Annotated in this window: 24 protein-coding genes and 1 tRNA gene; 19 read left to right on the forward strand and 6 right to left on the reverse strand. The window is 70.9% G+C overall.

The genetic code is table 11. The features are described 5' to 3' along the window. Positions 1-37 precede the first annotated feature (37 nt). From ASF38_RS12520 to ASF38_RS12595, 16 genes are all read left to right on the forward strand, one after another. Positions 38-1,228: a glycosyltransferase family 4 protein gene (locus ASF38_RS12520; protein ID WP_056576390.1), complete on the forward strand. Its 1,191-nt coding sequence runs from the start codon at positions 38-40 to the stop codon at positions 1,226-1,228. Beyond that, entirely contained in the window at positions 1,225-2,001 is a 777-nt protein-coding gene (locus ASF38_RS18120; RefSeq protein WP_056576393.1) for a hypothetical protein, read from the forward strand. The genes ASF38_RS12520 and ASF38_RS18120 overlap by 4 nt, the downstream gene beginning before the upstream one ends. Continuing rightward, entirely contained in the window at positions 2,001-2,729 is a 729-nt protein-coding gene (locus ASF38_RS12530) for a sugar transferase (RefSeq protein WP_055965832.1), read from the forward strand. The genes ASF38_RS18120 and ASF38_RS12530 overlap by 1 nt, the downstream gene beginning before the upstream one ends. A gap of 86 nt (positions 2,730-2,815) precedes the next feature. Next, positions 2,816-3,061, forward strand: coding sequence for an HGxxPAAW family protein (locus ASF38_RS12535; protein WP_055965834.1), 246 nt, complete (start codon positions 2,816-2,818; stop codon positions 3,059-3,061). Between the two features lie 7 nt (positions 3,062-3,068). Beyond that, the gene (locus ASF38_RS12540) at positions 3,069-3,704 is read left to right on the forward strand and encodes an RDD family protein (protein ID WP_056576396.1); all 636 of its coding nucleotides are present in this window, start codon (positions 3,069-3,071) and stop codon (positions 3,702-3,704) included. A gap of 101 nt (positions 3,705-3,805) precedes the next feature. Further along, positions 3,806-4,288, forward strand: coding sequence for a hypothetical protein (locus ASF38_RS12545; protein WP_056555674.1), 483 nt, complete (start codon positions 3,806-3,808; stop codon positions 4,286-4,288). 25 nt (positions 4,289-4,313) lie between these two features. Further along, positions 4,314-4,748, forward strand: coding sequence for a DUF2752 domain-containing protein (locus ASF38_RS12550; protein WP_056576400.1), 435 nt, complete (start codon positions 4,314-4,316; stop codon positions 4,746-4,748). A 67-nt stretch (positions 4,749-4,815) separates the two neighbouring features. After that, complete coding sequence (trpC, locus tag ASF38_RS12555; protein WP_055965843.1) at positions 4,816-5,622, forward strand: indole-3-glycerol phosphate synthase TrpC; 807 nt, start codon at positions 4,816-4,818, stop codon at positions 5,620-5,622. A gap of 86 nt (positions 5,623-5,708) precedes the next feature. Then, a complete protein-coding gene (gene trpB / locus ASF38_RS12560; RefSeq protein ID WP_055965846.1) occupies positions 5,709-6,935 on the forward strand; it encodes a tryptophan synthase subunit beta in 1,227 nt (408 codons plus the stop codon). Continuing rightward, complete coding sequence (trpA, locus tag ASF38_RS12565; RefSeq protein WP_056576403.1) at positions 6,932-7,726, forward strand: tryptophan synthase subunit alpha; 795 nt, start codon at positions 6,932-6,934, stop codon at positions 7,724-7,726. Before trpB ends, trpA begins: the two co-directional genes overlap by 4 nt. Next, positions 7,723-8,559: a prolipoprotein diacylglyceryl transferase gene (gene lgt, locus ASF38_RS12570; RefSeq protein ID WP_056576406.1), complete on the forward strand. Its 837-nt coding sequence runs from the start codon at positions 7,723-7,725 to the stop codon at positions 8,557-8,559. The genes trpA and lgt overlap by 4 nt, the downstream gene beginning before the upstream one ends. 41 nt (positions 8,560-8,600) lie before the next feature. Further along, a complete protein-coding gene (locus tag ASF38_RS12575; protein WP_055965853.1) occupies positions 8,601-9,323 on the forward strand; it encodes a VIT1/CCC1 transporter family protein in 723 nt (240 codons plus the stop codon). Between the two features lie 270 nt (positions 9,324-9,593). Continuing rightward, positions 9,594-14,111, forward strand: a complete 4,518-nt coding sequence (gene gltB / locus ASF38_RS12580; RefSeq protein ID WP_156364852.1) for a glutamate synthase large subunit — start codon at positions 9,594-9,596, stop codon at positions 14,109-14,111. After that, the gene (locus tag ASF38_RS12585) at positions 14,104-15,585 is read left to right on the forward strand and encodes a glutamate synthase subunit beta (RefSeq protein WP_055965855.1); all 1,482 of its coding nucleotides are present in this window, start codon (positions 14,104-14,106) and stop codon (positions 15,583-15,585) included. The genes gltB and ASF38_RS12585 overlap by 8 nt, the downstream gene beginning before the upstream one ends. A 151-nt stretch (positions 15,586-15,736) precedes the next feature. Beyond that, positions 15,737-17,194, forward strand: coding sequence for a pyruvate kinase (pyk, locus tag ASF38_RS12590; RefSeq protein WP_055965857.1), 1,458 nt, complete (start codon positions 15,737-15,739; stop codon positions 17,192-17,194). 58 nt (positions 17,195-17,252) lie between these two features. Beyond that, entirely contained in the window at positions 17,253-17,519 is a 267-nt protein-coding gene (locus ASF38_RS12595; protein WP_235497681.1) for a DUF3072 domain-containing protein, read from the forward strand. Positions 17,520-17,568: 49 nt separating this feature from the next. On the opposite strand, the gene ASF38_RS12600 is transcribed toward ASF38_RS12595, so the two are convergent. After that, positions 17,569-17,651, reverse strand: a tRNA-Leu gene (locus ASF38_RS12600). A gap of 29 nt (positions 17,652-17,680) precedes the next feature. Between ASF38_RS12600 and ASF38_RS12605 the strand changes: the two genes are divergently transcribed. Then, a complete protein-coding gene (locus tag ASF38_RS12605) occupies positions 17,681-18,349 on the forward strand; it encodes an ANTAR domain-containing response regulator (protein ID WP_055965862.1) in 669 nt (222 codons plus the stop codon). Positions 18,350-18,479: 130 nt separating this feature from the next. Beyond that, a complete protein-coding gene (locus tag ASF38_RS12610) occupies positions 18,480-19,745 on the forward strand; it encodes an ABC transporter substrate-binding protein (protein ID WP_055965865.1) in 1,266 nt (421 codons plus the stop codon). A 455-nt stretch (positions 19,746-20,200) separates the two neighbouring features. On the opposite strand, the gene ASF38_RS12615 is transcribed toward ASF38_RS12610, so the two are convergent. From ASF38_RS12615 to ASF38_RS12635, 5 genes are all read right to left on the reverse strand, one after another. Next, positions 20,201-21,025: an ABC transporter ATP-binding protein gene (locus tag ASF38_RS12615; protein ID WP_055965867.1), complete on the reverse strand. Its 825-nt coding sequence runs from the start codon at positions 21,023-21,025 to the stop codon at positions 20,201-20,203. A gap of 1 nt (position 21,026) precedes the next feature. After that, positions 21,027-21,929 carry an ABC transporter ATP-binding protein gene (locus ASF38_RS12620; protein ID WP_055965869.1) on the reverse strand — a complete coding sequence of 301 codons (903 nt, stop codon included), beginning with the start codon at positions 21,927-21,929 and terminating at the stop codon, positions 21,027-21,029. Continuing rightward, positions 21,919-22,914: a branched-chain amino acid ABC transporter permease gene (locus tag ASF38_RS12625; protein ID WP_055965870.1), complete on the reverse strand. Its 996-nt coding sequence runs from the start codon at positions 22,912-22,914 to the stop codon at positions 21,919-21,921. The genes ASF38_RS12620 and ASF38_RS12625 overlap by 11 nt, the downstream gene beginning before the upstream one ends. Before the next feature lie 10 nt (positions 22,915-22,924). Further along, the gene (locus tag ASF38_RS12630; RefSeq protein WP_055965872.1) at positions 22,925-24,268 is read right to left on the reverse strand and encodes a branched-chain amino acid ABC transporter permease; all 1,344 of its coding nucleotides are present in this window, start codon (positions 24,266-24,268) and stop codon (positions 22,925-22,927) included. Positions 24,269-24,389: 121 nt separating this feature from the next. Further along, positions 24,390-25,205, reverse strand: coding sequence for a DUF554 domain-containing protein (locus tag ASF38_RS12635; RefSeq protein ID WP_056576413.1), 816 nt, complete (start codon positions 25,203-25,205; stop codon positions 24,390-24,392). Between the two features lie 102 nt (positions 25,206-25,307). Between ASF38_RS12635 and ASF38_RS12640 the strand changes: the two genes are divergently transcribed. After that, positions 25,308-25,919: a GNAT family N-acetyltransferase gene (locus ASF38_RS12640; RefSeq protein ID WP_082480721.1), complete on the forward strand. Its 612-nt coding sequence runs from the start codon at positions 25,308-25,310 to the stop codon at positions 25,917-25,919. Positions 25,920-26,541 lie beyond the last annotated feature (622 nt).

Below are 26,541 nucleotides of genomic sequence, written 5' to 3' on the forward strand. Positions count from 1 at the left end.
TCGACACCGACGAGCGGTGACGACGGTTGGAGGTCCGATGCGCGTACTCGTGCACGACTTCAGCGGGCATCCCTTCCAGGCCCAGCTGAGCCGGGAGCTCGCGCGGCGTGGCCACGACGTCACCCACTCCACCTGCAACGCCTACGTCTCGGGCAAGGGTCGACTCGAGTCCGCGGAGGGTGAGTCGATCACCTTCGAGACCGTGGGCGACGGCATCGTGTTCGACAAGAGCCGCTTCGTCCATCGTCTGCTCCTCGAGCTGAGGCTGGGGTTCGAGCTGGTCCGCCACGTCCGACGCGTCCGTCCCGACGTCGCCCTCATGTCCAACGTCCAGATCCCGACCCTGGTGGTCTTCGCGGCCGCGATGCTCGTGCTGCGCCAGCCGTGGGTGCTCTGGCACCAGGACGTGTACTCCGTGGCGGTGCGGTCCTTCGCCGGCGCGAAGCTCTCACGCTCCTTCCGTGCGGTGGCGGTGGGCTTCGAGGTCGCCGAGCGGTGGACGTCGCGCCGCGCCCGCGAGATCGTCGTCATCGCCGAGTCCTTCGTGCCCGTGCACGCGGGATGGGGCACGGCCGACAAGGTCACGGTCATCGCGAACTGGGCCCCGCTCGACGAGATCGTGCCCTGTCCGCGCAAGAACGACTGGGCGGTCGAGAACGAGCTCGACGACGTCGACACGATCCTGTACTCCGGGACCCTCGGGCTCAAGCACGACCCCGCGCTGCTGGTCCAGCTCACCGCCGCGGTGCGCGAGCGCGGCCGCGAGGTCCGGCTGGTCGTCGTGAACGAGGGGCCCGCCGTCCCGGTCCTGCAGGCCGAGGCCGCCCGGCTCGACGTCCCGCTCACGCTGCTGCCGTTCCAGCCCTACGACCGGCTCCCGGAGGTGTTGGCCAGCGGTGACGTGCTCGTGGTCCTCCTCGACCAGCAGGCGGGTGCGTTCTCCGTCCCGTCCAAGACGCTGTCCTACCTGTGCGCCGGTCGTCCCGTCGTGGGACTGATGCCCGAGGAGAACGCCGCCTCCGGGCTGGTGCGCCGGGCCGGCGGGCACGTCGGCCGGCCCGACACCGCCTCGCTCCCGGCGGCGGCCGCGTGGGTCGACCAGCTCCTGGCCGAGCCCGGACGCCGCGACGAGGTCGGTGCCGAGGCTCGCGACCTCGCCGAGCAGGAGTTCTCCCTGGCCTCGTGCGCCGACCGCTTCGAGTCCGTGCTGCTGCGGAGCGCGCGATGAGTGCCGCGACGCGGGCCGTCACCGGTCTCGACGTCGGGGTGCGTGACGTGTCGCGGCCCACCGGCGTGCCGCTGGTCGTCGTCGGACCGTTGACCCGCACGGGCCGTGAGCTGGCCGACCGGCACGGCGGGCCGGTGCTCTCCGTCTCGCGTGGCGCGACCGACGCGGCGGCCCTGCGGGCCGCCGGAGCCGACGTGGTCGACGTGGCCGGCGACGAGCTCGCCACGCTGCTCCGTGACGTCGAGTCCGTGGACGTCGCGGTCTGCGCGCTCGGACCGGTGCACCCGGGGCCGGTGGACCTCGTGGGTGACACCGCGGCGACGGAGCGCGACCTCGCATTCCTGCGCCGGGTGCTGGACGCGGCGGCCGGTCGTCCGGTCCGGCTCGTCCTCGTGTCCTCCGTCGTGGCGCTGGCACCCACGCCCGACCGGCGCTACTACGGGGGCTTCAAGTCCCTGGTGGAGCAGGCACTCGTGGCGCTCGTCGCCGAGCACCCCGCCGCGCGCCTCGACGTCCTCTACCCGGGACGTCTCGTCGCCGCCGGCGAGCGCACCCGTCCTTGGCACCGCCTCCACGCCGGTTTCTCCGGCCTCGCGGTCCGCGTCGAGCGATGCCTGCAGGACCGGGCAGCGCGAGCCGGGCGTCGCCGCGTCGTGGGCCTGGACGCCCGTCTGTGGCTGCTCGTGCGGTCCCTCTCACTCGTCGTCTCGGGCGCTCTGCCCGGGCGGATCGACCCACCCCTCGAGCTTGTCGGCACCAAGGAGACCTCCTGATGTGGAAGAAGCGTTCGCTCGACCTGCTGCTGACCGTGGCCGGAGCCGTCGTCTGGGTCCCGGTCGTCCTCACGGTGGCCCTGGCCGTCCTCGTGTCGGAGGGGCGCCCGGTGTTCTACCGGTCACGCCGCCGGGTGAGCGTCGACGAGGTCGTGCTGCTGACCAAGTTCCGCACGATGGTGCGCAACGCCGACAAGCTCGTGAACCGTGAGACCGTGCCGGTCGCGTCCGACACCCGCTTCCTCAACATCCCGGCCGACTCACCGCTCTACACCCGGATCGGTCGCTTCGTGGAGCGCTTCGCGCTCACCGAGCTGCCGCAGCTCTGGCACGTCCTGCGCGGCGACATGAGCGTGGTGGGCAACCGTCCGCTGCCGCAGAACGTCATCGACTGCCTCCGCGAGGAGTACCCGCAGGTCTCCGACCGGTTCCTGACGCGTGCCGGCCTGACCGGCCCGGCCCAGCTCGTCGGCCGCGAGGCGCTCACCGACGGCGAGCGCCTCGAGCTGGAGGCGGCCTACTGCCGCGCCTGCCTCAACGGCTACCAGGCGAAGCTCGACGTCGTGATCCTGGCCGCGACGATCTTCGGGGTCCTCGGCATCGGCAAGCAGCTCGGCCGCCGCGACGTGATGGACCTGATCGCGCGTCACTCCGGCCGCCCCCGCAGCGCCGCCGTCCTGGCGCCCGCTCCCGCGTCCTCGGTGCTCGCACGGTCGCAGCCGTCCTGAGCGACGCCCTCCGGGGCGCACCGGCCGACGCCGATGCGCCCCGGTAGGCTGTCGCCCGTCGTCCCCCTCGCAGGAGAGAGAGCTGCATGTCGCACGGATCGTCGCCCGCGTCCTGGACCGCCGTCCTGGTCTGCCTCGCAGGCTTCACCATCGGCGGGATCGCTCTGATCCCCGAGCCGCACTGGGTGCCCTTCACGATCGGTGTCGTGCTCGCGGTCGCCGCGGGTCCGATCGGCCTGATCATGTCGCGCATGGGTCTGGGCGCCGAGCGCGCACCCGGCCACGGTGACCGACCGCACGGCGTCGACGAGCACCGCGCGACGACCGACTGACGCTCCCATGAGCCCCGACGTGCCCCAGGGGCCCCGTTACCCGAGCTACCCGGGGGAGCAGCAGCCCGGCGGTGCCGGCCCGACGCACGGCACGCCCTGGTCGCCGCCCGCGCAGCCGGACGTCCGTGCGGGCGTCCAGCCTGGCGCGCCGGCCTTCCCTGGCCAGGCGGACCGCTCGGTCCCGGAGGAGCCCGCGGGGTGGTGGATCCGCGTGCTCGCGTCGTTCGTCGACGGACTCATCGTGCTGGCGCTGTCGATCGTGCCGATCGTCGGCGGGTTCGTGCTGCTCTTCGTCGACGCCGACTACGACGAGGTCACCGACGAGTTCACGAACACCAACCCGTGGGGACTCGTGGTCGTCGGGCTCGGGTTCGTCCTGTACCTCGGGTTCGACCTGTGGAACCGAGGTCTGAGGGTCGGGTACCGCGGACAGAGCCTCGGCAAGCAGCTGGTGGGCGTGCACGTCGTCGGACGTGACGGCGCAACGGTCGGCGCCCTCGAGGGATTCTTCCGGTGGCTCGTCGCCGGTCTGCTGCAGTGGACCTTCATCGGCCTGCTCGTCGACCTGCTCTGGCCCCTGTGGGACGAGCGCAAGCAGACCGTGCACGACAAGGCGATCAACACCTACCCCGTGCGTCGCTGACGTCGGGACACGCCGCGCGGCCGGACGTTGGACGTTCTGCCCAGTCCACGCTTGGATGGACACGAGCCGGGGCGACACCCGGCCCGACCGGAAGAGGACCCATGGAGCCGTTCCCCGCAAGCCCCGAGCCCGAGTACCGTCCCGACGCCAAGGGTCCGGCCCCGGCGTCGGTGCAGAACGCCGTCAAGCTGATCTGGGTCAGCGTCGGCCTCAGCCTGATCTCGACCGTCCTGACCTTCACGATGATCGACGACCTGGTGGACCAGGCCATTGAGAGCGCCGGTTCCGGAACGACCCTGGACCGCGACGCCGCTCGCGCCGGCGTGATGATCAGTCTCGTCATCGGCGTCGTCATCGGCGTCGCCCTCGCCGCGATGTTCGCCTACTTCATCGGCAAGGGCGCCAACTGGGCGCGCATCGTCTACACCGTGCTGGGCGTCATCGGCGTGCTCTTCGGCCTGATGGGCCTGGGCAACCAGCCTGCGCTGCTGCTGGTCCTGTCGATCATCAGCACCCTGCTGACGATCGCCACCGTCTTCCTGCTGTTCCGACCGGAGTCCAACGCCTACTTCAAGAAGGCCTGATCTCCGCGGCGAGACCCGGTTCCTCGTGACGCCGGCACGCGACCTGCTCCGGTCGGGCCCCCTGTGGGGTGGCCTGGCCGGAGCAGTCGTGCTGGGGGTGGTGGCGGTGCGGGACCCGCACGTCCCGGGCGCCTTCGGCGCCTGTCCGTTCCTCGCAGCGACGGGTCTGCCCTGCGCGGGGTGCGGTGGGCTGCGTGCCACGCACGACCTGCTCCACGGCGACGTGGGTGCGGCGCTGGCCCAGAACGCGCTCGCGGTCGGGCTGGTGCTCCTCGCGGCGGTCGCCTGGACGCGGTGGGCCGTCCGAGCCGCCGGGAGGGGGCCGGCCCGCATCTCGGGCCCCGGCGCCACCACCACGTCGACGGGTGTCTCGTCGACGTTGCTCCTCGTCGTGGGCGTGGTCGTCGTGGTCTTCACCCTCGTGCGGTGGACCCTTGCAGGGGGAGTGCTCGGACCCTGACCGACCCGCGGGGTCGGTGCGGTCTACCCTGGAGGGCAGGAGAAGTGCCGACGACGAGGAGGTGGCCATGACCGTGCTCGACGACATCCTCGAGGGCGTCGCGGCCGACCGCGCCGCACGTCAGGCCACGTGCTCGCTCGACCAGCTCAAGGAGCAGGCGCTGCGCCAGCCCCCGGCGCTCGACCCGATGCCGGCGTTCCGGGCCGACGGCGTGAGCGTCATCGCCGAGGTCAAGCGCTCCAGCCCGAGCAAGGGCGCGCTCGCCGCGATCAAGGACCCCGCCGCGCTCGCCTGCGACTACGCCGCCGGCGGAGCGGCCGCCATCAGCGTGCTCACCGAGCAGCGCCGCTTCGACGGCAGCCTCGACGACCTGCGCGCGGTGCGTGCCCAGGTCGACGTGCCGCTGCTGCGCAAGGACTTCATGACGACCTCCTACGAGCTGTGGGAGGCCCGCGCCGCCGGTGCCGACATGGCCCTGCTCATCGTCGCGGCGCTCGACCAGGAGGCCCTCGTGAGCCTCGTCGAGCGCGCCCGGTCCATCGGCCTCACGCCTCTCGTGGAGGTCCACGACGAGGAGGAGGTCGAGCGGGCCCTCGACGCCGGAGCGCAGCTCGTCGGCGTCAACGCGCGCGACCTCAAGACGCTCGAGGTCAAGCGCGACACCTTCGAACGTCTGGCCCCACGGATCCCCGACGGTGTGGTCCGGGTCGCCGAGTCCGGCGTGCGCGGTCCGCACGACGTGCTCGAGTACGCCCGCGCCGGTGCCCACGTGGTGCTGGTCGGCGAGACCCTCGTACGGGGCGACGACCCGCGGGCCACGGTCGCCGACCTCGTGGCCGCCGGCGCCCACCCCGCCCTGCAGCAGAGGTCCTGACGTGGTCACGACGCCACTGCGGCGATGGTGACGGTCGCCGCGACCCCACCGTCACCCACCGCGCAGCCACGCCAGAGAAGGACCTCATGACCTACGTACAGCCGGACGCCACCGGCCACTTCGGCCGCTTCGGCGGTCGCTTCATGCCCGAGGCGCTCGTCGCGCCCCTCGACGAGCTGGCCGAGGCCTGGGCCGACGCGCAGGCCGACCCCGCGTTCATCGGCGAGCTCGACCGGATGTTCCGCGAGTACGCGAACGTGCCCAGCCCCCTCTACGAGGCGAGCCGGTTCTCCGAGGCCGTCGGCGCACGGGTGCTGCTCAAGCGCGAGGACCTCAACCACACCGGTGCGCACAAGATCCGCAACGTCCTCGGGCAGGCTCTCCTGGCCAAGCGGATCGGGAAGCCGCGAGCCATCGCCGAGACCGGCGCCGGTCAGCACGGCGTGGCGTCGGCCACTGCGTGCGCCTACCTCGACCTCGACTGCACCGTCTACATGGGCGAGGTCGACACCGAGCGCCAGGCGCTCAACGTGGCACGGATGAAGATGCTCGGCGCCGAGGTCGTGCCGGTCACCACCGGCAGTCGCACCCTGAAGGACGCGATCAACGAGGCCCTGCGCGACTGGGTGGCCAGCGTCGACCACACGTCCTACCTGTTCGGCACCGCCGCGGGCCCGCACCCGTTCCCGTCGATGGTGCGCGACCTGACCCGCGGCATCGGTGACGAGGCCCGTCGCCAGGTCCTCGAGCTGACCGGCCGGCTGCCCGACGCGGCCGTGGCCTGCGTGGGTGGCGGGTCCAACGCCATCGGCCTCTTCACGGCGTTCATCGACGACCCCGACGTCCAGCTGCTGGGCGTCGAGGCCGGTGGCGACGGCTACGAGACGGGCCGGCACGCGTCGCCCATCACCGCCGGCGACGTCGGCGTGCTGCACGGCGCCCGCTCCTACCTGCTGCAGGACGAGGACGGCCAGACCATGGAGTCGCACTCCATCTCGGCCGGGCTCGACTACCCGGGCGTGGGGCCGGAGCACTCCTACCTCGCGTCCATCGGCCGCGCCCGGTACGTGCCCGCCACCGACGCCGAGGCCATGTCGGCCTTCGACCTGCTCTGCAAGACCGAGGGCATCATCCCGGCGATCGAGACCGCCCACGCCCTCGCCGGTGCGGTGACGCTCGCGAAGGAGCTCGGACCGGACGCCACCATCCTCGTCAACCTCTCGGGCCGCGGCGACAAGGACGTGCACACCGCGGCGGAGTACTTCGGCCTCCTGGACGGCCCGGTCGTGCTCGAGGAAGGCGTGGAGGAGTGAGCGGGATCGACGACCTGTTCGAGCGCACGCGCGCCGACGACCGCGCCGCGCTCGTGGGCTACCTGCCCGCCGGCTTCCCCGACGTGGACACGTCGGTCGCCGCGCTGACGGCGATGGTCGAGGGCGGGTGCGACCTCGTCGAGATCGGCCTGCCGTACAGCGACCCCGTCATGGACGGCCCCACCATCCAGGCCGCGGCCGAGACCGCGCTCGCGAACGGGTTCCGCACGAGCCAGGCCTTCGACGTCGTGCGACGTGTCGCCGGGACCGGCGCCCCCACGGTCGTCATGACCTACTGGAACCCGGTCGAGCGGTACGGCGTCGACCGCTTCGCCGCCGACCTCGCCGCAGCCGGGGGAGCCGGGCTGATCACGCCCGACCTCATCCCCGACGAGGCCGCCGAGTGGGAGGCGGCGTCGCGCGAGCACGGGCTGGACCGCACGTACCTCGTGGCGCCGTCCTCGACCGACGCGCGGCTCGCGATGACCGCCGACGCGGCGAGCGGCTTCATCTACGCGACCGCCGTCATGGGGGTCACGGGTCAGCGTCAGGAGACCAGCTCGCTGGCCCCCGAGCTCGTCGCGCGTCTGCGCAAGGTCACCGACAAGCCGGTGGGCGTCGGTCTGGGCGTCAGCAACGGCGCCCAGGCCCACGAGATCGCCCAGTACGCCGACGCGGTCATCGTCGGCTCGGCGTTCGTGCGGCTGCTCCTCGACGCGCCCGACGCCGAGAGCGGGGTCGCCGCCGTCGGCGAGCTGGCCCGTGAGCTGCGGGCAGGAGTCGTCCGATGACCGTGTCGTCCGTCGCGGGCCTCGCGACCTCCATCCCCAGCCCGTCGACCGGCGTGTGGGAGATCGGACCCTTCCCGCTGCGCGCCTACGCCCTGGGCATCATCGTCGGCGCCCTGCTCGCGATCTGGATCGGCGAACGCCGCCTCCAGGCCCGCGGCGGGCGCGAGGGCGCCATCAGCGACATCGCGATCTGGGCCATCCCGTTCGGCATCGTCGGCGCGCGGATCTACCACGTCGTCACCGACCCCGAGCTGTACTTCGGCGAGGGGCGCCGAGCGATCGAGGCGCTCTACATCTGGAACGGCGGCCTCGGCATCTGGGGTGCCATCGCCGGTGGTGCGCTCGGCGTGTGGATCGCCTGTCGCCGCTACGACCTGTCGTTCCTGGCCGTGGCCGACGCGCTCGCGCCGGGGCTCCTCGTGGCCCAGGCCGTCGGCCGCATCGGCAACTACTTCAACTCCGAGCTCTTCGGCCGTCCCACCGCCGTGCCGTGGGCGCTCGAGATCGCGCCGCAGAACCGCCCCGACGGGTACGAGCAGTTCGCGACGTTCCACCCCACCTTCCTGTACGAGATGATCTGGAACCTCGCCGCCGCAGCGCTCATCGTCGCGATCGACCGTCGGGTCCGCCTCACGGGCGGTCGGGCGTTCGCGCTCTACGTGATGCTCTACACCGCCGGCCGGTTCTGGATCGAGCAGCTCCGGATCGACACCGCGAACGAGTTCCTCGGTGTCCGGCTGAACGTGTTCACCTCGGTCATCGTGTTCGTGGGTGCACTGGCGTACTTCCTCCTGGCGCGTCGCCGCGGCCGCACCGCGGCTGACGCCGCCTAGCCGCTCCGGTCGGCACCGGGTGCAGGCGTAGGTTTCGTCCCATGAGCACCCCTGAACCGCTGCCGGACCCGGGCGCGGTCTCCCACGAGCACCCCGACGTCAACGGCGGGTGGCTGCGGCCCGCCGTCTTCGGGGCCATGGACGGCCTCGTGTCGAACTTCGCGCTCATCATGGGCGTCACCGGAGGCAGCACCGAGCGCGCCCCCGTGATCATCGCCGGACTGGCGGGCCTGGCCGCCGGCGCGTTCTCGATGGCGGCCGGTGAGTACACGTCCGTCGCGAGCCAGCGCGAGCTGGCCCAGGCCCAGCTCGCGGTGGAGCGCGACGAGATCGTGCGCAACGGCCCGGCCGAGGAGGCCGAGCTGGCGGCCACCTTCATGGCCAAGGGTGTCGACGAGACCACCGCGCGAGAGGTGGCCCGGCAGGTGCACCTCGACCTGGACCACGCGGTCGCCGTGCACGCCGCGGAGGAGATGGGCATCGACGCCGACGTGCTGCCCTCGCCGATGGTCGCGGCCATGTCGTCGTTCGGGGCCTTCACCGTCGGGGCCCTGATCCCGCTCCTGCCGCTCGTGCTGGGGGCGAGCTCGTCGGTCCCGACCATCGTCGTGTCGCTGCTGGCGCTGTTCGGCTGCGGCGCGATCGTCACGAGGGTGACGAGCCGCGCCTGGTGGTACGGCGGGCTGCGGCAGCTCGTGCTCGGCGGAGCCGCGGCCGGCATCACCTACCTCATCGGCGAGGCGGTGGGGACCCAGCTCGGGTGACGCGGGACCGGTCGGCCCTGCTCGCTCCCGGGTCGTCGTGCCTGTACAGTGACGATGCTGTCCTGGGCCAACGTCGTCCCACGGTCGGGCCACCGCATCGGTGGTCCAGCACCCATCCATGATGACGCGAGAAGGGACCTCTCGGTGAGCGCATCCATTCCTCCTGAGCTCCAGCAGCCCGGCACGGTCGGCCCGACGTTCTCGGCCCCCACGTTCTCGGCCCCCACGTTCTCGGCCCCCAAGTTCTCGGCACTGCCTGCCGCACAGGGCCTGTACGACCCGGTGCACGAGCGTGACGCCTGCGGCGTCGCCTTCGTCGCCACGCTCTCGGGGATCCCGAGCAACGAGATCGTCAAGCACGGCCTGACCGCGCTGCGCAACCTCGACCACCGCGGCGCGGTGGGCGCCGAGGAGAACACCGGCGACGGTGCCGGCATCCTCATGCAGGTGCCCGACCGGTTCGTCCGGGCGGTCGCGCAGGAGCAGGGGTTCACGCTGCCGGAGGCCGGCCACTACGCGGTGGGCCTGGCGTTCCTGCCGACCGAGCCCGAGGCCGCCGCCGAGGCGAAGCAGCGGGTCGAGGCGATCGCTGCCGAGGAGGCGCTGACCGTCCTCGGCTGGCGTCCCGTGCCCGTCAAGCCCGAGATCCTCGGGTCCATGGCGTTCGGCGCGATGCCGTCGTTCGAGCTGCTCTACGTGGAGTCCACCGATCGGTCGCGCGAGGGCATCGAGCTGGACCGGTTCGCGTACTGCCTGCGCAAGCGTGCCGAGCACGAGACCGGCGTCTACTTCCCGACGCTGTCGTCGCGCACCCTCGTCTACAAGGGCATGCTCACCACCGAGCAGCTCGACGAGTTCTTCCCCGACCTGCTCGACGAGCGCATGGAGTCGGCGCTCGCGATCGTGCACAGCCGGTTCTCCACCAACACGTTCCCCAGCTGGCCGCTCGCCCACCCGTTCCGGTTCGTCGCGCACAACGGCGAGATCAACACCGCACGTGGCAACCGCAACTGGATGCGGGCCCGTGAGGCGACGCTCGAGAGCGAGCTGATCCCCGGCGACCTCAGCCGGCTGTACCCGATCTGCGACCCCGAGGGCAGCGACACGGCCTCGCTCGACGAGGTGCTCGAGCTGCTGCACCTCGGTGGCCGCGAGCTCCCGCACGCCGTGATGATGATGATCCCCGAGGCCTGGGAGAACAACGACGTCATGGACCCGGCCCGGCGGGCCTTCTACGAGTTCCACTCCTCGATCATGGAGCCCTGGGACGGTCCGGCGTGCGTCTGCTTCACCGACGGCACGCAGATCGGTGCCGTGCTGGACCGCAACGGCCTGCGCCCCGGTCGGTTCTGGATCACCGACGACGGTCTCGTCGTGCTCGCGTCCGAGGCGGGCGTGCTCGACCTCGACCCCGCGACCATCACCCGCAAGGGCCGGCTCGAGCCCGGCAAGATGTTCCTGCTCGACCTCGACGAGCACCGCGTCGTCGAGGACGAGGAGATCAAGAACCGGCTCGCCGGCGAGCACCCCTACGACGAGTGGCTCTACTCCGGGCTGGTCCGGTTCGAGGACCTGCCCGACCTCGAGCACATCATCCACACGCACGCGTCGGTCACCCGTCGCCAGCAGGTCTTCGGCTACAGCGAGGAGGACCTGCGGATCCTGCTCGCGCCGCTGGCCCGGACCGGCGCCGAGGCGATCGGCTCGATGGGCACCGACACGCCCATCGCCGCGATCTCGGACCGCCCGCGGATGTTGTTCGACTACTTCAGCCAGCTGTTCGCGCAGGTGACCAACCCGCCGCTCGACGCCATCCGCGAGGAGGTCGTCACGTCGCTCGCCGGCACCATGGGACCGGAGGCGAACCTGCTCGAGCCGAGCCCGGCCTCCTGCCGCATGCTGCAGCTGCCGTTCCCGGTCATCGACAACGACGAGCTCGCCAAGATCCGGCACATGAACAAGGACGGCGACATGCCGGGGTTCAGCGTGCACGTGGTGCGCGGGCTGTACGACGTCAACGGCGGCGGCGAGGCGCTCGCGGCCAAGATCGACGAGATCTGCGCCGACGTGTCGCGGGCCGTCGCCGACGGTGCGCGCATCATCGTGCTCTCGGACCGGCACTCCGACTCCGAGCGCGCCCCCATCCCGTCGTTGCTGCTCACCGCGGCCGTGCACCACCACATGGTCCGCGAGAAGCTGCGGTCGCAGGCCGGCCTGCTGGTCGAGGCCGGCGACGTCCGCGAGGTCCACCACGTCGCCCTGCTCATCGGCTACGGCGCCACGGCGGTCAACCCGTACCTCGCGCTGGAGTCTGCCGAGGACCTGGCACGCGAGGGCAACTTCGTGCGCGACGTCGAGCCCCAGCAGGCGCTGCGCAACGTGGCCTACGGCCTCGGCAAGGGCGTGCTGAAGGTCATGAGCAAGATCGGCGTCTCCACCGTCGCCTCCTACACCGGCGCGCAGATCTTCGAGTGCGTCGGCCTGTCCCACGAGGTCGTCGACGCCTACTTCACCGGCACGTCGAGCAAGCTCGGCGGCGTCGGGCTCGACGTCATCGCCGCCGAGGTCGCGTCGCGGCACGCCCGTGCCTACCCGTCCCAGGGCATCGTCGGCCGCCGGCGCTTCCTCGAGGTCGGCGGCGAGTACCAGTGGCGCCGCGAGGGCCCGGAGCACCTGTTCGACCCCGAGACGGTCTTCCGTCTCCAGCACTCCACCCGGTCGGGCCGCTACGACATCTTCAAGAAGTACACGCAGCGCGTCGACGACCAGTCCGAGCGGCTCATGACGCTGCGTGGCCTGTTCACCTTCAAGGAGGGCGAGCGTCCGCCGGTGCCGATCGACGAGGTCGAGCCGGTCAGCGAGATCGTCAAGCGGTTCTCGACCGGGGCCATGAGCTACGGCTCCATCAGCCAGGAGGCGCACGAGACGCTCGCCGTCGCCATGAACCGACTGGGCGGCAAGTCCAACACCGGTGAGGGCGGCGAGGACCCCGAGCGTCTCTACGACCCCGAGCGTCGGTCCTCGATCAAGCAGGTCGCGTCCGGCCGCTTCGGCGTCACGAGCGAGTACCTCTCCAACGCCGACGACATCCAGATCAAGATGGCCCAGGGTGCCAAGCCCGGCGAGGGTGGCCAGCTGCCCGGCCCGAAGGTGTACCCGTGGGTGGCCAAGACGCGGCACTCCACGCCCGGCGTCGGTCTCATCTCGCCGCCGCCGCACCACGACATCTACTCGATCGAGGACCTCAAGCAGCTCATCCACGACCTCAAGAACGCCAACCCGTCGGCCCGCGTGCACGTCAAGCTGGTCTCCGAGGTCGGTGTCGGCACGGTGGCGGCGGGCGTCTCGAAGGCGAAGGCCGACGTCGTGCTGATCTCCGGCCACGACGGCGGCACGGGCGCGTCCCCGCTGACGTCGCTCAAGCACGCCGGCGGTCCGTGGGAGCTCGGCCTGGCCGAGACGCAGCAGACGCTGCTGGTCAACGGGCTGCGCGACCGCATCGTCGTGCAGTGCGACGGCCAGCTCAAGACCGGGCGCGACGTCGTCGTCGCGGCGCTCCTCGGTGCCGAGGAGTTCGGCTTCGCCACGGCTCCGCTCGTGGTGAGCGGCTGCATCATGATGCGGGTCTGCCACCTGGACACCTGCCCGGTGGGCGTGGCCACGCAGAACCGTCAGCTGCGCGAGAAGTACTCGGGCAAGGCCGAGTACGTGGTGAACTTCTTCGAGTTCCTGGCGCAGGAGGTCCGCGAGTACCTCGCCGAGCTCGGCTTCCGCTCGATCGACGAGGCCGTCGGCCACGCCGAGGTGCTCGACGTCAAGAAGGCCGTCGACCACTGGAAGGCCGCCAGCCTCGACCTGTCGCCGATCCTCTACGTGCCTGCGCTGCCCGAGGGTGCCTCGCTGCGCAACACCACGGTCCAGGACCACGGTCTCGACGTCGCGCTCGACGCCGAGCTGATCAGGCTCTCGGCCGACGCGCTGGAGCGTGGGGAGCCGGTGCGGGCGCAGCTCGCGATCCGCAACGTCAACCGCACGGTCGGCACCATGCTCGGCCACGAGCTGACCAAGCGCTACCGCGGCGAGGGCCTGCCGGAGAACACCATCGACCTGACCTTCCTCGGGTCGGCCGGCCAGTCGTTCGGCGCCTTCGTGCCGCACGGCATCACGCTGCGCCTCGAGGGCGACGGCAACGACTACGTGGGCAAGGGTCTCTCCGGCGGACGCATCATCGTGCGCCCGCCGCGGGACGCACGGTTCGCGGCCGAGGCCCAGATCGTGGCCGGCAACGTGATCGGCTTCGGTGCCACCAGTGGCGAGATCTACCTGCGGGGCAAGGTCGGCGAGCGGTTCTGCGTGCGCAACTCCGGTGCGCGGGCCGTCGTCGAGGGCGTGGGGGACCACGCGCTCGAGTACATGACCGGGGGCACGGTGGTGATCCTCGGCCCCACGGGTCGCAACGTCGCTGCCGGCATGAGCGGGGGACAGGCCTACGTCCTGGACCTCGACCACTCGCTGGTCAACCCCGACATGGTCGAGCTCAACCCGGTCGAGGCGGGGTCCGAGGCGGCCGAGTCGCTCAGGACCCTGGTCGCCAAGCACCACGAGGAGACCGGCTCGGCCGTGGCCGAGCAGCTGCTGGGCGCGTGGGAGCAGTCGCTCGCACGCTTCACCGAGGTCATGCCCGTCAACTACCGCAAGGTGCTCGACGCCAAGGCCGAGGCCGAGGCCGAGGGCCTGTCCGAGGACGACACGACCGCACGCATGATGGAGGTGGCCGCACGTGGCTGATCCCCGAGGTTTCATCACGACCGCCCGAGAGGTGGCACCCCGTCGTCCCGTGGACGAGCGGGTCAACGACTGGAACGAGGTCTACCCCGGTGGGCCCGGCAAGGCGTTGCTCCCGATCATCTCCGAGCAGGCCGGGCGCTGCATGGACTGTGGCATCCCGTTCTGCCACCAGGGCTGCCCGCTGGGCAACCTGATCCCGGAGTGGAACGACCTGGTGTGGCGCGACGACTGGATCGAGGCGATCGACCGGCTGCACGCGACCAACAACTTCCCCGAGTTCACCGGTCGGCTGTGCCCCGCGCCGTGCGAGACGGCCTGCGTCGTCGGCATCAACCGCGAGCCCGTCACCATCAAGAACGTCGAGGTCTCGATCATCGACCGGGCGTGGGAGTGGCGCAACGTGCGTCCCGAGCCCCCGGAGTACCTGACCGGCAAGACCGTCGCGGTCGTCGGGTCGGGCCCGGCTGGTCTCGCCGTGGCCCAGCAGCTCACGCGGGCCGGTCACACGGTGGCCGTGTACGAGCGCGACGACAAGCCCGGCGGACTGCTGCGGTACGGCATCCCCGAGTTCAAGATGGAGAAGGTCCACGTCGACCGACGCATCGAGCAGATGCAGCGCGAGGGCACCGTGTTCCGCAGCGGTGTCCAGGTGGGCGACACGCTCACGGGCAGCCAGCTGCGCGACCGCTACGACGCCGTCGTCCTCGCCATCGGCTCCACGGTCCGTCGCGACCTGCCCGCCCCGGGCCGTGAGCTCGGTGGCATCCACCAGGCCATGGACTTCCTGCCGCAGGCCAACCGGGCCGCGCTGGGTGCCGAGCCGACGACGGACGGGTCGGAGCAGATCCTCGCCACCGACAAGGACGTCGTCATCATCGGTGGCGGCGACACCGGCGCCGACTGCCTCGGGACCTCGATCCGTCAGGGTGCGCGATCCGTCACCAGCCTGGAGATCATGCCGCAGCCGGGGGAGGACCGCCCGGAGAACCAGCCGTGGCCCACCTACCCGATGACCTACCGGGTGGCGTCGGCGCACGAGGAGGGCGGCGACCGCGTGTACGCCGTCTCCACCAAGGAGTTCGTCGGCGACGACGACGGCAACGTCTCGGGCCTGCGCATCGTCGAGGTCGAGATGCAGGACGGTCGCTTCGAGGAGGTGCCGGGCTCGGAGAAGGTGCTGCCGGCCCAGCTGGTGCTCTTCGCGATGGGCTTCACCGGCCCGCAGCGCGAGGGTCTCGTCGAGCAGCTCGGTGTCGACCTCGACGAGCGCGGCAACGTCGTGCGCGACAAGGACTTCATGTCGTCGGTGCCGGGCGTGTTCGTCGCCGGCGACGCGGGCCGTGGCCAGTCGCTCATCGTGTGGGCCATCGCGGAGGGCCGCTCGGCCGCCGCGGGTGTCGATGCGTACCTGACCGGTGGGCACAGCCCGCTGCCGCGTCCGATCAAGCCGAACGACCGGCCGATGATGGTCTGAGGTCAGCACGTCACGAGGACTGCGTTCGACGAGGGCTGGGAGCGCTGCTCCCGGCCCTCGTCCGTGCGTGGGACTGGACGGTCGGGAGATTTGTTGCGCCGCACCACAAAGTGACTCGCGGGTACTGGTCCCACGTCGGTAGGGTCGGGGTGTGCGTAGAGCCAAGATCGTCTGCACGCTCGGACCGGCCGTCGGGACCGCCGAGCGCATCCTCCAGCTCGCCGAGGCGGGCATGGACGTCGCGCGACTCAACATGAGTCACGGCGACCATGCCGACCACGAGGAGAACTACGGCCACGTGCGCGCGGCCGCCGAGCGCACCGGCAAGGCGATCGCCATCCTCGCCGATCTCCAGGGCCCCAAGATCCGGCTCGGTCGGTTCGCCGACGGTCCGGTGGACCTCGCGCTGGGCGACAGGTTCACCATCACCGTCGACGACGTGCCCGGCGACGCCGAGCGCGCCTCCACGACCTACAAGGGCCTGCCGGGCGACGTCTCGCCCGGCGACGAGATCCTCGTCGACGACGGCCGGGTGCGGCTGCGCGCCGTGGAGGTCACGAGCACCGACGTCGTCACCATCTGCGAGACCGCCGGGCGCCTCAGCAACAACAAGGGCATCAACCTGCCCGGCGTCGCCGTGAGCGTCCCGGCCATGAGCGACAAGGACATCGCCGACCTGCGCTTCGCGCTGCAGCTGGGCGTCGACTTCGTGGCGCTCTCCTTCGTGCGCAACGCCCGGGACGCCGACGACGTGCGCAGCGTCATGCGCGACCTCGACATCCACCGTCCGGTCATCGCGAAGATCGAGAAGCCCCAGGCGGTCGAGAACCTCGACGAGATCATGGACGCCTTCGACGGCGTGATGGTCGCGCGCGGCGACCTCGGTGTCGAGCTGCCGCTCGAGGACGTGCCGATCGTGCAGAAGCTCATCGTCGAGAAGGCGCGGCGCAACGCCAAGCCCGTGATCGTGGCCACGCAGATGCTCGAGTCGATGATCTCGGCACCGCGCCCCACGCGCGCCGAGGCCTCCGACGTCGCCAACGCGGTGCTCGACGGGGCCGACGCGGTGATGCTCTCGGGCGAGACGAGCGTGGGGGAGTACCCGATCCAGACCGTGCGCACCATGGCCCGCATCATCGAGTCCACCGAGGACCACGGCCTGCCGCGCATGGCCGCCTACACCTGGCAGGCCAAGACCCGCGCCGGCATCATCTGCCGCGGCGCCGCCACGGTGGCCGAGTCCATCGACGCGCGCTACGTCGTCGCGTTCACGACGATCGGCGGCTCGGCCCGGCGCATGTCGCGGTACCGCTCGGCCATCCCGGTCATCGCGTTCACGCCCGACCCGCTCACCCGCAACCAGCTCGCCCTCACCTGGGGCGTGGAGACCTTCCTGGTGCCCGAGGTCAAGCACACCGACGAGATGGTGATGCAGGTCGACAAGCGCCTGCTCGAGGTCGCGCGCTGCACCCAGGGCGAGGAGGTCGTGATCGTCGCCGGTGCCCCTCCGGGCATCCCGGGATCCACGAACGCCCTGCGGATCCACCGCATGGGCGACGCGATCAACCGGGTCGTGCCGGCCTACGCGCACCCCTCCGACGAGGACTGAGTCGCCGCGCGCCGTCGCTCGACGAGCGCCTGTCCGGGTCCCGGCCTACGGTGGGACCATGACTGAATCGAACATGCATTCTGACGGTCACGACATCACTCGGCCCACGGGCGAGGTCCTCGGCGCCGACGCGGGCGGGACCACCGAGAAGGACCCGGAGGACTGGGTGACCGGCGACGAGCCCATGACCGGGGCGCAGCGCAGCTACCTGGACACGCTCGCCCGCGACGCGGGGGAGACGCTGTCGGCCGACCTCACCAAGGCCGAGGCCTCCGAGCACATCGAGCGGCTGCAGCAGGAGACAGGCCGCGGCACGTCGACGTGAGCCCCGGCGGTCCGCCGGCGCGGCGGCGCGGGGGTGGCGCCGGGTGATGTGCCGACTGCGGGACTCGAACCCGCACGCCCTCTCGGACAACGGTTTTTGAGACCGTCGCGTCTACCATTCCGCCAAGTCGGCGCGCCCAGAGCGCCCGATAACCTTCTCACGTGAGCCCCACCCCACCAGAGACGGCCCTCCCCGACGACGCGGCCCGCGACGCCTCCGCCGCGAGGCCTCGCGTCGTCATCGCCGAGGACGAGGCGTTGATCCGCCTCGACCTCGCCGAGATGCTCGAGGAGGAGGGGTACGACGTCGTCGGGCAGGCGGCCGACGGGCTCGAGGCCGTGGAGCTCGCCACGTCGCTCGAGCCTGACCTCGTGATGATGGACGTGAAGATGCCGCGGCTCGACGGCATCGCCGCGGCGACGCGGATCGCCGGCCAGCGGATCGCGCCGGTGGTGATGCTGACGGCGTTCAGCCAGCGCGAGCTGGTCGAGCGTGCGCGCCAGTCCGGCGCCATGGCCTACCTCGTGAAGCCGTTCACCGCCTCCGACCTGGTGCCGGCCATCGAGATGGCCCGCAGCCGGTTCGCGGAGCTGGCCGCCCTGGAGGCCGAGGTCGAGGACCTGAGCGACCAGCTCGCGACGCGCAAGGTGGTCGAGCGGGCCAAGGCCCAGCTGCAGGCTGCGCTGGGACTGAGCGAGCCCGAGGCCTTCGGCTGGATCCAGCGCACGGCCATGGACCTGCGGATGTCGATGCGGACCGTCGCCGAGCGCGTGGTCGAGCACGGCGTCGACGGATCCACTCGTGGGGACGCCGGAGAACTGCCGGAGTGAGCGCGCGGGTTACAACTTGGCTACGAAGCACGACATTCCTGCCAGGCTGACCCCGGTGACCCTGCTGGCGACTAGTTTCGACCTACGGCTCGGCCCGTCGGGGGCCGAACCACAGTTCCCCGGAGGATCAATGAAGCGCAGTACCAGGACCATGCGACTGGCCACGGTCGCAGCAGCGGGCGCCCTCGTGCTCGCCGCCTGCGGTGGTGGCGACGACGGCGGAGACGGCGGCGACGACAAGGCGGCCGCGTCGAAGTCCGACGGCGTCCTCACCGTCGGCTCGCTGCTGCCGCAGACCGGCAGCCTGGCGTTCCTCGGCCCGCCGGAGTTCGCCGGCGTCGACCTCGCCATCCAGGACGTCAACGCGGCCGGGGGAGTCCTCGGCAAGGACGTCAAGGGCGTCAAGGCCGACTCGGGCGACACCGACTCGGGCATCGCCCCCGCCGAGACCGACAAGCTGCTCGACGCCAAGTCCGACGTCATCGTCGGCGCGGCCTCCTCGGGCGTCTCCATGACGGTCATCGACAAGATCATGTCGGCCGGCTCGGTCATGTTCTCGCCCGCCAACACGTCGACCGACTTCGACAACGGCGACTACTCCAAGCCTGACCTGTACTTCCGCACGGCGCCCTCGGACATCCTCCAGGGTGCGGTCATGTCGAACCTGCTGATCGAGGACGGCAAGCAGAACGTCGCCATCCTCGCCCGTCAGGACGCCTACGGCGAGACCCTCGCCGAGGAGATCGGCAAGGGCCTGGAGAACGCGGGCAGCAAGGTCGCTGCCACGGTCTTCTACGGCGAGAACGCGCAGTCCTACGACTCGCAGGTCCAGGAGATCGCCGACGCCAAGCCCGACGCGGTCGTGCTGGTCGCCTTCGAGGAGACCACGACGATCGTGCCGCAGCTGGTCCAGGCCGGCGCCGGCCCGCAGGACGTCGACACGTACTTCGTCGACGGCAACACGGCCGACTACGCGGGCAAGCTGCCCGACGGCACGCTCGAGGGCACAAAGGGCACCATCCCCGGTGCCGAGACCTCGGGTGACTTCAAGGACCGTCTGCTCGAGGTCGACCCCGACCTCAAGGACTACTCCTACTCGGCGGAGTCCTACGACGCGGTCATCGTCTCGGCGCTCGCGGCCATCGCGGCCGACAGCGACGCCGGCGACAAGATCGCCAAGGAGATCCCGGGCATCACGACCGGCGGCGAGAAGTGCACCGAGTTCAAGGCGTGCGCCGACCTGCTCGCCGACGGCACGGACATCGACTACGACGGTGTCTCCGGTCCGATCGAGCTCGGCGAGACGGGCAGCCCCACGGCCGCCTCGATCGGCATCTACGAGTACGGCGCCGACAACACCTACAAGGCGGTCGACTACATCAGCGGCAACATCTGATCCGCTGACGTAGCGCACGTCCTGCACGAGGCCCCCGGGTTCCACCCGGGGGCCTCGTCATGTCCGCGCGTCGGACCTTCCGCCCCGTCCGAGCGGTGACTTCTCCACCGAAGGGATTGACCAGCCGGGGTGTGCGGTGCGGATCGCACCGTCCCAGCGCTGGGACGGTGGAGACGTCACCGTGCGGGCGGGGACTCGGCGGAGAACGCACCGCGCGCCCTTCATCGGTGGCTCAGCAACCACACCTGCGCTCCTGACGTGCCAGATCCACCGATGGGGCCGGAGTGCACGGCTTTCCCACGTCTGCACGGTTTGCTTCCCGTGCTTCTGCAGGATTCCCAGGTCGACCTGGGAATCTCCGGCACAGCCCCGAGGCGTCGGGGGAGCGGCGGGGACACGACGAAGCCCCCTGACCGTCGGCCAGGGGGCTTCGTCGTGGGTGGTGCGGGGCGGCGTCAGCTGGCCTTCTTGCCCAGGGTGCCGAGGTAGAGCTCGATGACCTTGGGGTCGTTGCCGAGCGAGCGACCCGTGCCGGAGTAGGCCGAGCGGCCCTGGTCGAGCACGTAGCCGCGGTCGCAGATCTGCAGGCAGCGCTTGGCGTTCTGCTCGACCATGATGACCGAGACGCCGGCCTTGTTGATGTTGCGCGTCTGTACGAAGACCTCGTCCTGCAGGACGGGGGAGAGGCCGGCCGAGGGCTCGTCGAGCAGCAGCACCTTCGGGTCCATCATGAGCGCCCGGCCCATGGCGACCATCTGGCGCTCGCCGCCGGACAGCGAGCCGGCTCGCTGCTTGCGTCGCTCGCCCAGCCGCGGGAACAGGTCCGTCACGAACCCGAACCTCTCGGCGAACCGCTTGGGTGCCTGGTAGCACCCCATCTCGAGGTTCTCCTCGATCGTCAGGCTCGGGAACACGTTGTTGGACTGCGGCACGAAGCCGATGCCCTTGGTGACCAGCTGGTCGGCTCGCTGGTTGGTGATCTCGGCGCCGTCGAGGGTCACGGTGCCCTCGTGGATGGTCACGAGGCCGAACAGGGCCTTGAGCAGCGTCGACTTGCCGGCGCCGTTCGGACCGATGATGCCGACGAGCTCACCCGGCTGGCAGTAGAGGTCGGCGCTGTTGAGGATGTTCACGCCCGGCAGGTAGCCCGCGATCAGACCGTCGGCGCGCAGGATCGCACCTTCGGCCCCGGCCGAGTGCTTGGCCTGCTCCTCCGCGAAGTTCGCGTCGCGGGCCGCCTCGCGGCTGGTGCCGTGGCCGGGCTCGTGGATCTCTGACATGTCAGGCCTCCTCGTCGAGCTCGGCCTCGGTGGCCGCCTCGAGCTCGCTCTCGTCCAGCTCGGTGATGTCGGTGTCGTGGTGCGCACCCAGGTAGGCGTCGATCACGGCCTGGTCGGACATGACCTGCTCGGGCGTGCCCTCGGCGACGATCTTGCCCTGCGCCATGACGATGACCCAGTCGGAGATGTCACGGACCATGTCCATGTCGTGCTCCACGAACAGGACCGTGCGGCCCTCGTCGCGCAGCGACTTCACGTGACCGAGCAGCGACTGCTTCAGCGCCGGGTTCACGCCGGCCATGGGCTCGTCGAGCATGATCAGCTCGGGGTCGACCATGAGGGAGCGCGCCATCTCGAGGAGCTTGCGCTGACCACCGGACAGCGACCCGGCGAAGTCCTCGCGCTTGGCGTCGAGCTTGAACCGGGCGAGCAGCTCGTCCGCGCGGGCGGTGATCTCGGCCTCCTGGGAGGACCACAGCGCGCGGAAGGGCGCGGACCAGAAGCTCTCACCCCGCTGGCCCGTGGCACCGAGGCGCATGTTCTCGATGACGGTGAGGCGCGAGAGCACCTTCGTCAGCTGGAACGTGCGCACCATGCCGCGGCGCGCGACCTTGTAGGCCGGCACCTTCTGCAGCGACGAGCCGTTGAAGGACCACTCGCCGGTGTCGGGGGCGTCGAAGCCGGTCAGCAGGTTGAACAGCGTCGTCTTGCCCGCACCGTTCGGGCCGATGAGGGCCGTGATGACGCCCCGCTGGATCTCGACGTGGTCGACGTCGACGGCCTTGAGGCCACCGAACTGCCGGGTGATCGAGGTGCCCTTGAGGATCGGGTCGGGCTTGGCGACGCCCGGCGTGTTCGCGACCCCCGCGAGGGAGTCGACCTGGTTGGTGGTGTCAGCGGGCATCGATCGCCAGCTCCTTCCGGTCGCCGAAGATTCCCTGGGGTCGGTAGATCATCAGGAGCATCAGTCCCAGGCCCACGAGGATGAGTCGCACCAGGCTGGCCTGGATGTCGCTCATCGCCCAGTCGGGGATGAGCGGGTTGTCGCCGGCCGTGGCCTGGCTGAAGAAGGAGCCGATGCCGGCCATGAGGAACCAGAAGATCATCGCGCCGATGACCGGTCCGAGCACGCGGGCCGCACCGCCGATCAGCAGGGCCGTGTAGGCGAAGAACGTCACGTTCGTGGAGTAGTCGCTGGGCACGACCGACGCCTGCTTGAGGGCCAGGAAGAGACCGGCGAGGCCACCGAAGACGCCACCGAGCATGAGGGCCTGCATCTTGTAGGCGAAGACGTTCTTGCCGAGCGAGCGCACGGCGTCCTCGTCCTCGCGGATGGAGCGCAGGACACGACCCCACGGGCTGCGCATCAGTAGCCACACGAGCAGGCAGGCCAGCGCCACGAGCGCCCAGCCGACGGTGAGCGACCAGAGGTCACCGCGTCGGAAGGAGACGATCCCGAGGTCGATGCCCCCGCCGTACGGGTTGAGGTCCTGGAAGGTCGACGCGAAGCCCGTCAGACCGTTCGACCCGCCGAAGACGTCCTTCGTCTCGACCGCGCCGAAGACCAGGCGGAGGATCTCCGCCGTGGCGATGGTGGCGATCGCGAGGTAGTCGGCCCGGAGCCGCAGCGTCGGGACGCCCAGCACGAGGGCGAGCAGCATCGAGGCGACGATGGCCACCACGATGCCGAGCCAGAAGGACTGGTCGAACGTGACGACCGTGACGGCCAGGCCGTAGGCGCCCACGGCCATGAACCCGGCCTGGCCGAAGTTCAGCAGGCCGGTGTAGCCGAAGTGGATGTTGAGGCCGATCGCAGCGAGCGCGAACACGATCGCCTGCGGCCCGAGGGCGGAGGAGAGTGCCGAGTTGAGGATGCTTCCGAAGTCCATGAGAGCCCTTTCAGCCGATCCGCTCGGCGCGGCCGAGGATGCCCTGCGGCCGGATCAGCAGGATGAGGATCAGCACGACGAGCGCGCCGACCTCCTTGATGGACGAGGGGACACCGGGCCACCACCCGATCTCGAGCGTGCCGACCTCGACCATGATCCCGATGATCATGGAGCCGACGAGCGCGCCCCAGATGGTGCCCAGGCCGCCGAGGGTGACCGCGGCGAAGACGAGCAGCAGCAGCTTGAAGCCCATGAGGAAGTTGACCTGGCTGTTGACGGCGAGCAGGCCGCCGGCCAGCCCGGTCAGTGCGGTGCCGAGCACCCAGACCGACCGGATGACGCCGTCGACCCGCAGGCCCGACGAGGCCGAGAGGGCCGGGTTGTCGGCGACCGCTCGCATGGACTTGCCGAGGCGGGTCTTCATGAGGACGACGCAGGTGACGGTCAGGACGACGACCGCGACGCCGATGATCGCGAGCTCCTTGTCCGCCAGCGAGAACGGTCCGTAGGTCTCACGGCTCTGGTTGACGTACTGCGACAGCGAGCGTCGCGAGCCGCCGAACGTGTACTGGAAGATGTTGCGCAGGAAGAGTCCGAAGCCGATGGAGACGATCATCATCGCGATGATCCCGACGCCCTTGCTGCGCAGCGGCTTCCAGAGGAACTTGTCCTGGAGCCAGCCGAAGGCCGCGGACGCGACCACCGCCGCGATGATCGCGAGGATCACGGGGAGGCCGAAGGCGCGGTTGGCGACGTAGGTCGCGATGGCGCCGAAGGTGATCAGCTCGCCGTGGGAGAAGTTCGTCAGCTTCGTGGTGCCGAAGATCAGCGACAGGCCGAGCGCCGCGAGCGCGATGATGAGGCCGAACTTGACGCCGTTGACCATGGCGGCGGCGAACCGCTCGCCGAGCGGCGGGCCGGTCTGCTCGACCACGCCGATCTGGAACTGCACGAAGTTGCCGCCGTCGAGGAGGGCGTTCACGGTGCGCTCGGGGCTCCCGGCGAACTCGATGCCGGCCGGGAGCGAGTCGACGTCGAGGGTGACGACGTAGGTGCCGCGCTCGGGGATCGGGATGAAGGCGCGGCCCTCAGGCCCCGTGACCGCCTCGCCGACCTCCGTGCCGTCCGACGTGGAGGCCGTCAGCGTGGCTCCGGCGATGGGCCCGGCGTCGGCGCCGCTGTTCTGCAGCGTCACGCCCACGTACGGGCCGTCCGGCGGGGTGGCGGCCGCGGTGGGCGCCGAGGGGCTCGTGCTGGGCGATGGCGCGTCGGTCGCCGAGGCGCCGCCGAGCGGCACCAGGACGACCAGGCACGCCAGGATCGCCGACACGAGGACCTTGGATGTCAGTCGCACGCAGGTCTCCTGGAGGTTCGGGCAGCGCAGGTGGCGCCTTCGTCCCGGGGACTATATCCCCGGGAGGGTGGCAGGAGGTCCCATCCGCAGACTCGCCAGGTAACAGTTCTGTGAAGTCGACTCAGGCGAGGGCGACGGCGAGCTGCGTGAGAGCGGGGGCCACCAGCAGGGCGGGCAGCAGGTCGGCCACCGGGAGCTGCTTCAGGTCGAGCAGCCGCAGCGCGACCCCGACGAGGATGAGGCCGCCGGTCGCGCCCACGGCGTCGAGGTGCGCGGCGGGCAGGAGTCCGCCGACGAGGACGCCGAGCCCGGTGAGCGATCCCTGCACCACCAGCACCGAGATCGCGGACGCGAGCACACCGACGCCGAACGCCGCCGCGAAGGCCAGGGCGGCGAAGCCGTCGAGGGTGGACTTGAGCAGCAGCTGCTCGGCGCCGCGGCCGAGTCCCTCGTTCAGCGAGCCCAGGATGGTGAGCGGCCCGACGCAGAACACGAGGGAGGCGATGACGAAGCCCTGCACGAAGCGTTCGCGGTCACCGTCGTCGGGGCCACGGTCGGTGGGACCGCCGTCGGTGGTGGGGCCGGCGGAATCGCCCAGGGGGACCTGACGGGCGGCCGAGCCGCCGAGGCGGCGCTGCAGGAACCCGCCCAGGTCCTCGAGCCGGTCCTCGAGCCGGGCGAAGGAGCCGATGATCCCGCCCACGGCGAGCGAGCCGAGCACGATCAGCGTCGGCGCGCCGCGACCGGTCGAGGAGGTCAGGGCGTCGCTGTTCACGGCTGCGGCGGCGTCGGCGGCGATGAGCAGCGTGACCAGGCCGAGTGCCGACGTGACGGTCGTGCGGACGCGTTCGGGCAGGCGGTGCCCGACGAGGAGCCCGAGCCCACCGCCGACGAGCACGGTGAGCACGTTGGTGAGCGTGCCTGCCCCGATGAACATGTACGCTCTCCTTCTCGCCGTTGCCGGCGCGACCCACCCCGACGTCGCCCATCGTGGCACTGGCGCCGACCCGGTCCAGACACCACTCCCGCCGAGGACACCATGGCCACTCGTTCACCGATCGTGATGCGCGACGCGGTGCCCGAGGACGCAGCCGCGCTCGTCGAGCTGTGGGCGGAGTCGGCCAAGGCGAGCGACGACGAGGGTGCCGAGGCGTTCTCCTACCAGTCGCTGTTCCGTGAGCCGAGCGTCGCCGAGGCCGCGTCGGCCATCGAGCAGAACCTGGCGAAGCCGGGCAAGCGGATCATCGTGGCCCTCGTCGACGGCGAGATCGTCGGCGCGACGGTGTGCGACCTCAGCACGCTGACGCCGATCACGCTCACGCCGATCCTGCTCGTGACCGACATCCAGGTGTCGCCGCGCCACCGCCGACGCAACGTCGCCGCCACGCTGCTGTCGGCCGCCGCCACCTACGGCGAGGAGCACGCCTGCGAGATCGTCGTGGCGGCCATCCCGCTCATGGCGCGCGAGCCGCACCGCTACCTCACCAAGATCGGCTTCACCCAGGTCGCGGCGGTGCGGGCGATCCAGGCCAGCCGGCTCCGCTCGCGCCTCAGCTCCAAGGCCACGCACTCCAAGGACACCGGCAAGCTCATCGCCGTCCGCCGGACGCTGCGTCGGCGCCAGGACGAGCGGCGCGCCGACAAGGTCTGAGGGTCGAGCCGAGCCGGGCCGGGCCGGGGTTCGTCCCGGTCTCTCTGGAGCGCTGCCGGTGGGCGTCGTCGCCGCTGCTGCGCTGCCTGAGGTTCGTCTCGACGTGCTGCTGCGCTGCCTCCGGTGGTCGTGGGCTTGCTGCTGCGACGCCTCGGCCTTCGCTGGGGGTGATCTCCGAAAGGCCTCGACCGGGGGCCTGGGTGGGCGCCGCTCCGGGATCGCGGCGTCCGGTCTGGTGCTGCGGGTGACGCACGATTCTTCCTTTGCGCGTGATCGGTGCAGGGTTCTTCGTTGGTGCGCGCCATCGGTGGATCCTCCACCGGAGACGGCCCGCAGAGGTTGAGGATCCACCGATGTCGAGGGCGGAAGGGTCAGGGATTCTCCCTTCTCGTGGACCGGTCCACGGGAAGGGAGAATCCCTGCCAGCCCGCGCGGCCAGGCGGCCACGATGCTGCGTTCACGTGCGCAGGCCCGAACGATGCTGCGTTCACGACCGGATCCCGACACGAACGCAGAAGCGTTCGACTTCCAGCGCGCGAACGCAGCATCCTGCGTCCCCCACACGCGAACGCAGAATCGTGCGTCCCCCACGCGTGAACGCAGATTCCTGCGTCCGACCAGC

Origin of the sequence: Aeromicrobium sp. Leaf272 (assembly GCF_001422865.1) — a bacterium.
In the GTDB taxonomy this organism is placed as follows: Bacteria; Actinomycetota; Actinomycetes; order Propionibacteriales; family Nocardioidaceae; genus Aeromicrobium.

Coding starts and splice junctions, on each gene's coding strand:
- trpC (WP_055965843.1), top strand. CDS start 4,816: ATGACCGTGCTCGACGACATCCTCGAGGGCGTCGCGGCCGACCGCGCC.
- trpB (WP_055965846.1), top strand. CDS start 5,709: ATGACCTACGTACAGCCGGACGCCACCGGCCACTTCGGCCGCTTCGGC.
- lgt (WP_056576406.1), top strand. CDS start 7,723: ATGACCGTGTCGTCCGTCGCGGGCCTCGCGACCTCCATCCCCAGCCCG.
- ASF38_RS12615 (WP_055965867.1), bottom strand. CDS start 21,025: ATGTCAGAGATCCACGAGCCCGGCCACGGCACCAGCCGCGAGGCGGCC.
- ASF38_RS12535 (WP_055965834.1), top strand. CDS start 2,816: ATGTCGCACGGATCGTCGCCCGCGTCCTGGACCGCCGTCCTGGTCTGC.
- ASF38_RS12530 (WP_055965832.1), top strand. CDS start 2,001: ATGTGGAAGAAGCGTTCGCTCGACCTGCTGCTGACCGTGGCCGGAGCC.
- ASF38_RS12625 (WP_055965870.1), bottom strand. CDS start 22,914: ATGGACTTCGGAAGCATCCTCAACTCGGCACTCTCCTCCGCCCTCGGG.
- ASF38_RS12540 (WP_056576396.1), top strand. CDS start 3,069: ATGAGCCCCGACGTGCCCCAGGGGCCCCGTTACCCGAGCTACCCGGGG.
- ASF38_RS12610 (WP_055965865.1), top strand. CDS start 18,480: ATGAAGCGCAGTACCAGGACCATGCGACTGGCCACGGTCGCAGCAGCG.
- ASF38_RS12545 (WP_056555674.1), top strand. CDS start 3,806: ATGGAGCCGTTCCCCGCAAGCCCCGAGCCCGAGTACCGTCCCGACGCC.
- ASF38_RS12640 (WP_082480721.1), top strand. CDS start 25,308: ATGGCCACTCGTTCACCGATCGTGATGCGCGACGCGGTGCCCGAGGAC.
- ASF38_RS12635 (WP_056576413.1), bottom strand. CDS start 25,205: ATGTTCATCGGGGCAGGCACGCTCACCAACGTGCTCACCGTGCTCGTC.
- ASF38_RS18120 (WP_056576393.1), top strand. CDS start 1,225: ATGAGTGCCGCGACGCGGGCCGTCACCGGTCTCGACGTCGGGGTGCGT.
- ASF38_RS12595 (WP_235497681.1), top strand. CDS start 17,253: ATGACTGAATCGAACATGCATTCTGACGGTCACGACATCACTCGGCCC.
- ASF38_RS12520 (WP_056576390.1), top strand. CDS start 38: ATGCGCGTACTCGTGCACGACTTCAGCGGGCATCCCTTCCAGGCCCAG.
- ASF38_RS12575 (WP_055965853.1), top strand. CDS start 8,601: ATGAGCACCCCTGAACCGCTGCCGGACCCGGGCGCGGTCTCCCACGAG.
- ASF38_RS12620 (WP_055965869.1), bottom strand. CDS start 21,929: ATGCCCGCTGACACCACCAACCAGGTCGACTCCCTCGCGGGGGTCGCG.